At 64.3% G+C, this 9205-nt stretch carries 9 protein-coding genes and 2 pseudogenes; 1 reads left to right on the forward strand and 10 read right to left on the reverse strand.

Annotation, left to right across the window (positions count from 1 at the left end):
• The 9 genes and pseudogenes from KBT70_RS09835 to KBT70_RS09875 all read right to left on the reverse strand — a co-directional run.
• Positions 1-302, reverse strand: a pseudogene (locus tag KBT70_RS09835) (NADH-quinone oxidoreductase subunit D); the annotation flags it as partial.
• Complete coding sequence (locus tag KBT70_RS09840; protein WP_296632116.1) at positions 302-904, reverse strand: NADH-quinone oxidoreductase subunit C; 603 nt, start codon at positions 902-904, stop codon at positions 302-304. The gene KBT70_RS09840 and the pseudogene KBT70_RS09835, both read right to left, overlap by 1 nt.
• The gene (locus KBT70_RS09845) at positions 901-1434 is read right to left on the reverse strand and encodes an NADH-quinone oxidoreductase subunit B (protein ID WP_296632120.1); all 534 of its coding nucleotides are present in this window, start codon (positions 1432-1434) and stop codon (positions 901-903) included. Before KBT70_RS09845 ends, KBT70_RS09840 begins: the two co-directional genes overlap by 4 nt.
• Entirely contained in the window at positions 1425-1790 is a 366-nt protein-coding gene (locus KBT70_RS09850; RefSeq protein WP_296632123.1) for an NADH-quinone oxidoreductase subunit A, read from the reverse strand. Before KBT70_RS09850 ends, KBT70_RS09845 begins: the two co-directional genes overlap by 10 nt.
• Positions 1791-2021: 231 nt before the next feature.
• Complete coding sequence (locus tag KBT70_RS09855) at positions 2022-2804, reverse strand: crotonase/enoyl-CoA hydratase family protein (protein WP_296632127.1); 783 nt, start codon at positions 2802-2804, stop codon at positions 2022-2024.
• Positions 2805-2817: 13 nt separating this feature from the next.
• A complete protein-coding gene (locus KBT70_RS09860; protein ID WP_296632130.1) occupies positions 2818-3684 on the reverse strand; it encodes a hydroxymethylglutaryl-CoA lyase in 867 nt (288 codons plus the stop codon).
• Positions 3684-4343, reverse strand: coding sequence for a glutathione S-transferase family protein (locus tag KBT70_RS09865; protein ID WP_296632133.1), 660 nt, complete (start codon positions 4341-4343; stop codon positions 3684-3686). The genes KBT70_RS09860 and KBT70_RS09865 overlap by 1 nt, the downstream gene beginning before the upstream one ends.
• A complete protein-coding gene (locus KBT70_RS09870) occupies positions 4340-6280 on the reverse strand; it encodes a biotin carboxylase N-terminal domain-containing protein (protein WP_296632136.1) in 1941 nt (646 codons plus the stop codon). The genes KBT70_RS09865 and KBT70_RS09870 overlap by 4 nt, the downstream gene beginning before the upstream one ends.
• Positions 6281-6337: 57 nt before the next feature.
• On the reverse strand, positions 6338-7942 hold the full coding sequence (locus KBT70_RS09875; RefSeq protein ID WP_296632140.1) for a carboxyl transferase domain-containing protein: 1605 nt from the start codon (positions 7940-7942) through the stop codon (positions 6338-6340).
• 137 nt (positions 7943-8079) lie between these two features.
• Between KBT70_RS09875 and KBT70_RS09880 the strand changes: the two genes are divergently transcribed.
• Positions 8080-8691: an OmpW family outer membrane protein gene (locus tag KBT70_RS09880; RefSeq protein WP_296632142.1), complete on the forward strand. Its 612-nt coding sequence runs from the start codon at positions 8080-8082 to the stop codon at positions 8689-8691.
• Positions 8692-8774: 83 nt separating this feature from the next.
• Here KBT70_RS09880 and KBT70_RS09885 read toward each other — a convergent pair.
• Positions 8775-9205: pseudogene (locus tag KBT70_RS09885) on the reverse strand (AMP-binding protein); the annotation flags it as partial.

Consider the following 9205-nt stretch of genomic DNA (forward strand, 5'->3'; position numbering starts at 1 on the left):
ATGCCCAGTAGTTTTTCCATCGCCAGCACGTAACCGTGCTCGTTGCACATCATGGACACATAATCGAGCCGGTCCATGTAGCCGATACTCTGGTTGAACGGCTTGCTCTCGGCCAGCTTTTCAGTGCCACGATGCAGCAGGCCGATATGCGGATCACAGCGCTCCACCAATTCCCCGTCCAGCTCCAGCACCAGACGCAAAACGCCATGCGCTGCAGGGTGTTGCGGGCCAAAGTTGATGTTGAAATTGCGGATTTTCTGCTCGCCGGTCAGGGCGTCATCGAAACCTTTGGCGCCGTCCATCACTTCGCCCCCTTCTCATCACCCGGCAGGATGTATTCGGCACCCTCCCAAGGGCTCATGAAATCGAACTGCCGGTATTCCTGCACAAGGCTCACCGGCTCATAGACGACGCGCTTTTGCACCTCGTCATAGCGCACTTCGGTATAGCCCGTGGTCGGGAAATCCTTGCGCAGCGGATGCCCGCGAAAACCGTAATCGGTCAGGATGCGGCGCAAATCGGGATGGCCCGAAAAGAGAATACCAAACATGTCGAACACTTCACGCTCGAACCAGTTGGCCGCCGGATAGGCCTCGGTAATCGAGGGCACCATATCCTCTTCACGCACCGACACGCGCAGACGGATACGGTGGTTCTGATACATGCTGAGGAAATGATAGACCACATCGAACCGCTTGGCCCGGTCCGGGTAATCCACCGCCGTGATATCCACCAAGGTGGAAAAGGCGCAGTTCTGATCGGTTTTCAGAAACTCCGCCAACCCGTCGATATGGTTCAGCGCCACGTCCACCGTCAATTCGCCAAAGGCCACGTCCCAGCCCAGCACGCAATCGCCGCGCTTATGCTCGATATAACCGCCCAGTTCCTTGAGTGTTGCGCTCATCTGACAATCGTCCCCGTGCGGCGAATCTTGCGTTGCAATTGCAGGATGCCATACACCAGCGCCTCGGCGGTCGGCGGGCAGCCCGGCACATAGATGTCAACCGGCACGATCCGGTCACAGCCGCGCACGACGCTGTAGCTATAGTGATAATAGCCCCCGCCATTGGCGCAGGACCCCATCGAGATCACATAGCGCGGCTCGGGCATCTGGTCATAGACCTTGCGCAGCGCCGGGGCCATCTTGTTGGTCAACGTGCCGGCCACGATCATCACATCCGACTGGCGCGGACTGGCGCGCGGGGCAAAGCCGAAACGCTCCACATCATAGCGCGGCATCGCGGTGTGCATCATCTCGACCGCACAGCACGCCAGACCAAAGGTCATCCAGTGCAGCGACCCGGTGCGCGCCCAGTTGACGATATCCTCGGTCGAGGTCAGCAGAAATCCCTTGTCCTGCAACTCGGCGTTCAGCGCCTGCGTTGCCACTTCGCGATCCGGCCCTGCGGTATGGGCACCCGTCATCACTGCCATTCCATCGCTCCCTTGCGCCATTCATAGGCGAAACCGGCGGTCAGCACGGCCAGAAACACCATCATCGACCAGAACGCCGCCATGCTCAGATCCTGGAACGCCACCGCCCAGGGAAAGAGCAGCGCGATTTCAAGGTCAAAGATGATGAAGAGGATCGACACCAGATAGAATCGCACATCGAACTTCATCCGCGCATCGTCAAAGGCGTTGAAGCCACATTCATAGGCGCTGACCTTTTCAGGATCAGGGTTGCGCACGGCCAGCACAACGGCGGCGAGGATCAGAACAAGGCCCAATCCAATGGCAACGGCCAGGAAAACGAGGATGGGAAGGTATTCCCTCAGCATCTCTTCCACGAGGTGGCTCCTTTCATGCGCATGGGTCGGCGCATCAAGATGGCTGCATGACTACGCCGGGTTTAAACCCGCCCCGTGCAGGGGTCAACCGAGCGCGCGCAGGTTTGCCCCCCCCAAACACCGGATTTTCGCGTTTCGCATGCCACGGTATGCCGTATAGGCCGCAATTCGGCCATCCCCCCAGCACCTTGCGCGTCGCGACGCGGCAAATGCGCGCGACTCAGACGGGTCTCAGCCTTGCCACGTCGGCTTGCGCCGCTCGAAAAACGCGCCGATGCCTTCGCGCGCCTCTGCCCCTTCCCAACAGGTCGTGAGAGCCGCGATGGTCATGGCAATCGTGTCCTCGTCAACGCGCGGCCCAAGCGCCCGCACCAGCGCCTTGGCCTGCCCCACCGCCCCCGGCGCACAGTCGAGATAGGGCACAACTTCGGCCTCAACAGCGGCATCCAGATCACCTTCGGGCACCGCGCGGGCCAACAGACCAAGCTGCACCGCCTCGGCGGCATCGAACCTGCGCCCCGACATGAACACGCGCCGCGCCCGCGCCGCGCCCATCCGCGCCACCACATAGGGGCCAATGGTGGCCGGGATCAGCCCCAGCCGCGTCTCGGTCAGCGCCATCAGCGCATGATCCGCCCCGATGGCCACGTCACAGACGCTGAGCAGCCCGACACCGCCGCCAAAGGCATTGCCCTGCACCCGCCCGATCAGTGGCTTGGGCATCGCATCAAGCGCGCGCAGCATCTGCGCCAACTTGGCCGCCTCGCGCCCCCTCGCCTCCGGTTCTGCCTCGAATTGCTCCCGCATCCAACCCAGATCACCGCCCGCGCAGAATGACTTGCCGCGCGCCGCCAACACAACGACACGCACCTGCGCATCCGCGCCCAATTGCTCAGCGGCGTCGTGCAACTCGGCAATCATCTGCGCCGACATGGCATTGTGCTTGTCCGCCCGCTCCAGCGTGAGCGTTGCCACCCCGCGCGCATCCGTCTCGATGCTGATCGTCTCGCTCATCACCATCCCCTTTTCACGAGTCTTGCCCCGCGCCGCGCATCGCCCGCGCCATATTGGCCGCCCGCGCCAGCACGGCTGCGTCCAACCCTGTCTCATATCCGAGCTCTGCAAGCCGCGTGTGGACCGCTTCGGTCGCCACATTTCCAGCCGCCCCCGGCGCATAGGGGCAGCCGCCCAAGCCCCCCACGGCGGCATCGAACACCCGCACGCCCTGCGCCAAGGCCACCTCGATATTCTCGAGCGCGCGACCCGACGTGTCATGAAAATGCCCCGCCAGCCGCTCCACCGGCACCACGTCCCGAACCGCCGCCAGCATCAAGGCGACCGCTTCGGGGCTGCCGCGCCCGATGGTATCGCCAAGGCTGATCTCGTAACAGCCCATGGCCCAGAGCGCCTCGGCCACCCACGCCACCTCGGCCGGGGCCACCGGCCCGTCATAGGGGCATTCGACCACGCAGGACACATAGCCGCGCACGCGCAGCCCTTCGGCCCCTGCCGACTCCATCACCGGCGCAAACCGCGCAAGGCTCTCGTCAATCGTGGCGTTGATATTGGCGCGCGAAAACCCGTCCGAGGCCGAGCCAAAGATCGCCACCTCATCTGCCCCCGCCTCGAGCGCGTCACTCAACCCCCGCATATTTGGCGTGAGGGCGGCATAGCGCACCCCCGGCGCGCGCCGGATACCGCGCAGCACTTCGGCGCTGTCGGCCATCTGCGGCACCCATTTGGGGCTGACAAAACTCGCCACTTCGATGCGCGAGAATCCTGCGCCGCTCAGGCAATCCACCAGCGCGATCTTGTCTCGCGTTGGAATGTGCCGCGCCTCGTTCTGCAACCCGTCGCGCGGTCCCACCTCGAACATCTCGACATGTTCTGCCATCACGCCCCCTCCGGCACCGGATAAAAATCTTGGGTGTAGATATCCTGCACCCCGTCCCGCGCCTTGGCCCGGATATACGCAGGCCGCGCGCGCAACCGCGTCCAATAGGCCATGAGCCGCGGATAGGCGCTCAGGTCCACGTAATAGCGCGCCAGTTCAAACCCATAGGCAAACATCACATCCGCCGCCGAAAATCCCATAGGCAAGAGGTAATCCCCCTCTATCCGCGCCTCCATCGCCGCAAGGCTCGCGCGCAGCCGCGCGTTAAGCAGCTTGACCACCACCGGAGATGGCTGCGCGGGCGGGCGCAGGAACACTTGGTTGAGATTGAGGTTTTCCAAAAGACAGCCCACCGTCTCGGCATAGGCAAACATCTCGAGCGCACGCGCCCGCTCCGCACGGCCCGGCGCGGGCATCAACCCCGCCTCCGGATAGGTCTCGCACAAAAGCTGCACAATCGCACCGCTCTCAAACCAGACTGCGTCCTGATGCTCCAGCACCGGCACGCGCCCCGCAGGCGACAGCGCCATGAACTCCGCGCTGCGCAGTGATCCGTCGCGGATCGAATAATACGCGACCTCATAGTCCAGCCCGAGCTCTTCCAAGAGCCACATGACGCGCAGCGACCGCGCCAGCGGCACATGATGCAGCCGGATCATGCGCTCTCCTCCTCCAACCGCACCAGCGCCGCACCGGCGCTGACCTGATCGCCCGCGGACACCAAGACCTCGGCCACCACCCCGTCGCGCGCCGCCAAGAGACTGTGTTCCATCTTCATCGCCTCCAGCACCGCCAACCGGTCGCCCTTGACCACCGCCTGCCCCGGTGTGGCGTAGACCGCCTTGACCAGCCCCGGCATCGGTGCCTCGATCAAGGTGGCATCGCCCCCGGCGGCACCCTCTCTCGCCAAGGGATCAACCAGATCAAAGCTCAGCCCATAGCGCGCAAAGACCGTGATCAGGTTGCCATCAACGGCGACGCCGGGCGCGGGCTGCCCATCCAGCCGCCAGCGCCCATCCACGCGCCGCGCCACGACCACCGCGTCCCCGACGCGCAAATCATGCGCGTCAGCGCCCAGTGTCACCAGCCGGACAGCAATTTCCTCGTTCCCATGGATCAACCGCACCTCGCGCTCCAGCGGCGACCATAGGACAAAGCCCGCATCAGGCAGCGTGTCCCCAAGGAGGTCCAGACCCGCCAGTGCCGCCAGAGCCACCTCGCGCGGTCCCGCCACAGGGGCCACCACCAACGCCTCGATATCGCGCGCAATCAGCCCGGTATCGACCTCGCCCGCCGCAAACCCCGCATGCCGCGCCAAGGCCCCCAAAAACCCGAGGTTCGTCACCGTCCCGGCGACCTCCGTCCCCTCCAGCGCCGCCGCCAGACGCCTCAGCGCCACGGCACGCGTGGGGCCATGGGTGATCACCTTGGCGATCATCGGATCATACCACGGGCTGATCTCATCGCCGGCCCGCACGCCACTATCGGCGCGGGCCATACCGGGAAAGGCCAGATGCGAGAGCCGCCCCGTGGCGGGCAGAAACCCTTTGGGCACATCCTCGGCATAAAGCCGCGCCTCAAAGGCATGACCGTTGATCGTCAGATCCTCCTGGCGCGCGGGCAGCCCCTCACCGGCCGCCACGCGCAATTGCCATTCCACCAGATCGACGCCGGTGATCGCCTCCGTCACCGGATGCTCGACCTGAAGGCGCGTGTTCATCTCCATGAACCAGAACCGATCGGTGCGCAGCCCGTCCGAGCCATCGACGATGAACTCGACCGTGCCCGCCCCTGCATAGCCAATCGCCTCCGCCGCGCGCACCGCCGCCTGCCCCATGGCGGCGCGCACCTCTGGTGTCATGCCGGGGGCCGGGGCCTCTTCGATCACCTTCTGGTGCCGCCGCTGGAGCGAGCAATCGCGTTCAAACAGATGCACGGCCTTGCGACCATCGCCAAACACCTGCACCTCGATATGCCGGGGCTTCTGAATGTATTTCTCGATCAAAACGGCAGCATTGCCAAAGGCCGTGCGCGCCTCGCCCTGCGCACTCTCCAGCGCCTCGGAGAATTGTTCGGGCCGCTCGACCAGACGCATCCCCTTGCCGCCGCCGCCTGCCACGGCCTTGATCAGCACCGGATAGCCGATCGCCTCCGCCGCCCCCGCCAGATGCTCGGGGTCTTGGTTCGCGCCATGGTAGCCCGGCACCACCGGCACACCCGCCTTTTCCATCAGCACTTTCGCAGCATCCTTGAGACCCATTGCGCGAATGGCCGATGCCGAAGGGCCGATGAAGGCCAGCCCCGCCGCCTCCACCGCCTCGACAAAATCGGGGTTCTCGCTCAGAAAGCCGTAACCCGGATGAATGGCCTCAGCCCCCGTCTCGAGCGCCGCCGCGATGATCGCCTCGCCGCGCAAATAACTCTCGGCTGGCGCCGCACCCCCGATCCATACCGCCCGGTCCGCCAGCGCCACATGCGCGGCGCCCCGATCCGCATCGGAATAAACCGCCACCACCTCGATCCCCAGGCTGCGTGCCGTCCGCATCACCCGACACGCGATCTCGCCCCGGTTGGCAATCAGTATCCGCTCAAACATGGCCCGCGCTCCCGCTTTCATCGTTCTTCAAATACTCAAATTCCACGGCCCGCCCCCTCACATCCGAAACACGCCAAAGCGCGTCTCGTCCACCGGGGCGTTGAGCGCCGCGCGCAAGGACAGCGCCAGAACATCGCGGCTTTTGCGCGGGTCGACGATCCCGTCATCCCAGAGCCTCGCACTGGCATAGAGCGGATGCGCCTGCCGCTCGAACATCTCGACCGTGGGGCGCTTGAATTCGGCCTCGTCCTCGGCCGACCAGATGCCGCCCTTGCGCTCGATGGCGTCGCGTTTCACCGTGGCCAGCACCCCTGCCGCCTGTTCGCCGCCCATCACCGAAATACGGGAGTTCGGCCAGGACCACATGAAGCGCGGCTGATAGGCGCGTCCCGCCATGCCGTAATTGCCCGCGCCAAACGACCCGCCCACCACCATGGTGATCTTGGGCACAGAGGTTGTCGCCACCGCCGTCACCATCTTGGCCCCGTGCCGTGCGATGCCCTCATTCTCGTATTTGCGGCCCACCATGAAGCCGGTGATGTTTTGCAGGAAGATCAGCGGCACCTTGCGTTGACTGCAGAGTTCCACGAAATGCGCGCCCTTTTGCGCGGCTTCCGAGAACAAGACGCCATTATTGGCCACGATTCCCACAGGACAGCCCTTGATATGGGCAAATCCCGTCACAAGCGTCTCACCAAACCGCGCCTTGAACTCATCGAGGCGCGAGCCATCGACGACCCGCGCTATGACCTCGCGGATGTCATAGGGCGTGCGCAGATCGGCGGGCACCACGCCCAAGAGCTCCTCGGGATCATAGGCCGGTTCTTCGGGTGTCTCCCAACGCAGCGTCGGCGCATCCCCTTTGCCCAAGGACCCCACCGCCTGCCGCGCCAAGGCCAGCGCGTGCCCGTCATCCTCGGCCAGATAATCTGCGACACCCGACAGGCGCGTATGCACATCGCCGCCGCCCAGATCCTCGGCGCTGACAACCTCGCCCGTCGCGGCCTTGACGAGGGGCGGACCTGCCAGAAAAATCGTGCCCTGATCGCGCACGATGATGGTGACGTCCGACATCGCGGGCACATAAGCACCCCCGGCGGTGCAGCTTCCCATCACCACGGCAATCTGCCCGATGCCTTTGGCGCTCATCCGCGCCTGATTGTAGAAAATCCGCCCGAAATGGTCGCGGTCGGGGAAAACCTCATCCTGATTGGGCAGGTTCGCGCCACCGCTATCCACCAGATAGACGCACGGCAGATGACATTCCTCGGCAATCTCCTGCGCGCGCAGATGTTTCTTGACCGTCATGGGATAATAGGTGCCGCCTTTGACAGTGGCGTCGTTGCAGACCACCATCACCTCGCGCCCCATGACGCGCCCCACGCCCGCAATCACGCCCGCACAGGGGGCCGCCCCGTCATAAAGCCCATGCGCCGCCGTGGCCCCCACCTCCAGAAATGGGCTCCCGGGATCGAGCAACCCCGCCACCCGGTCGCGCGGCAGCATCTTGCCGCGGGACACATGCCGCTCGCGCGCTTGTGCTCCGCCCCCCGCTGCCGCCCAATCGGCGGCCTCGCGCACCACACGCAGCGCCTCCAGATGACCGGCCCGATTGGCCTTGAACGCCTCGGACCCTGTCAGAACAGATGATGTCAGACGCATGAACGCGCTCCCCGTCTTGGCACAGTTGTTGCATATTTGCCGCGTCTTCGCGACCACCGGGCAATTTGACCCAAATCAATGTTTTCCGAGTCGGATGGGCGCATACCCCACCTTGTAAGAACAAGAGTGGACAGACCATGAAACATATCACCGCCCTCACCCTCTCGGCTCTGCTGGCTTCTGCAGCAGTTCCGGCCCTCGCCCAGGAAAAAGGCGACTTCCTGCTCGGTCTCGGTCTCGGCTGGATCGAGCCTGACAGCGCCACGACAACCGCCGTGGGCCGCGTCAGCGCCGATGGCGCGCTCAGCCCGACGATCACCTTGGAGTATTTCGTTGCCAAGAACGTCGGTGTCGAGCTTTTGGCCTCGTTGCCCTTCGAGCATGACGTCGACCTTGCCGGTGCCGGTCAAGTTGGCGAGACCAAGCACCTGCCGCCGACCCTGTCGGTGCAGTATCACTTCACCAATTCCAGCGCCTTCACCCCGTTCGTGGGCGTCGGCATCAACTACACCTACTTCTTCGATGAAAAGGGCAAGGGTCCGCTGGCCGGCGTTTCGCTCGATCTCGACGATAGCTGGGGTCTCGCGCTCCATGCCGGTGCCGATTATGCCATCAGCGAGAAAGCCGCCGTGCGTCTTGATGTGCGCTACATCGACATCGAAACCGACGTGAAGGTCGGCGGCGCGCAGATCGGCAAGGTCAAGATCGACCCGTGGGTGTTCAACGCCGCCTATGTGATGAAATTCTGATCCCCTCCCAAACAGGATCGGACCCTGAGGGCTGGCCATCGTGCCAGCCCTTTTTTCATGGCCAAACGCATGTCCAGACGCGCTCATGCCTGCCCCTCCGCCGCTGCCCGCGCCTTGAGGTCCTTGCGGATCACCTTGCCGGTGACCGTCATCGGCAAGGCCTCGAGAAAGGCAATCTCGCGCGGATAGGAATAGCCCGCGAGGCGCGCCTTGACATGCGCCTGCAACGCGCCCGCCAGCGCCTCCGAGGGCACCTGCCCGGCTTTCAGCACCACATAGGCTTTGACGATCTCGGTGCGCAGGGCATCCGGTTTACCCACCACGCCCACCGTCGCCACAGCCGGATGGGTCAGCAGGCAATCTTCGATCTCTGCCGGACCGATACGGTAGCCCGCACTCGTGATCACGTCATCCTCGCGCCCGACAAAGCGGATGTGCCCGGCCTCGATCACCCCCCGGTCGCCCGTCAACAGCCAATCACCGCGAAATTTCTCCGCCGTCTCGCGGGGCCGTC

Origin of the sequence: Roseovarius sp., from assembly GCF_018066915.1 — a bacterium.
Lineage (GTDB): Bacteria > Pseudomonadota > Alphaproteobacteria > Rhodobacterales > Rhodobacteraceae > Roseovarius.

What these genes read in the sequence shown, in the direction of transcription:
- KBT70_RS09860 (WP_296632130.1), bottom strand. Translation starts at nt 3,684, where the DNA reads ATGGCAGAACATGTCGAGATGTTCGAGGTGGGACCGCGCGACGGGTTG.
- KBT70_RS09880 (WP_296632142.1), top strand. Translation starts at nt 8,080, where the DNA reads ATGAAACATATCACCGCCCTCACCCTCTCGGCTCTGCTGGCTTCTGCA.
- KBT70_RS09875 (WP_296632140.1), bottom strand. Translation starts at nt 7,942, where the DNA reads ATGCGTCTGACATCATCTGTTCTGACAGGGTCCGAGGCGTTCAAGGCC.
- KBT70_RS09845 (WP_296632120.1), bottom strand. Translation starts at nt 1,434, where the DNA reads ATGGCAGTGATGACGGGTGCCCATACCGCAGGGCCGGATCGCGAAGTG.
- KBT70_RS09840 (WP_296632116.1), bottom strand. Translation starts at nt 904, where the DNA reads ATGAGCGCAACACTCAAGGAACTGGGCGGTTATATCGAGCATAAGCGC.
- KBT70_RS09855 (WP_296632127.1), bottom strand. Translation starts at nt 2,804, where the DNA reads ATGAGCGAGACGATCAGCATCGAGACGGATGCGCGCGGGGTGGCAACG.
- KBT70_RS09870 (WP_296632136.1), bottom strand. Translation starts at nt 6,280, where the DNA reads ATGTTTGAGCGGATACTGATTGCCAACCGGGGCGAGATCGCGTGTCGG.
- KBT70_RS09865 (WP_296632133.1), bottom strand. Translation starts at nt 4,343, where the DNA reads ATGATCCGGCTGCATCATGTGCCGCTGGCGCGGTCGCTGCGCGTCATG.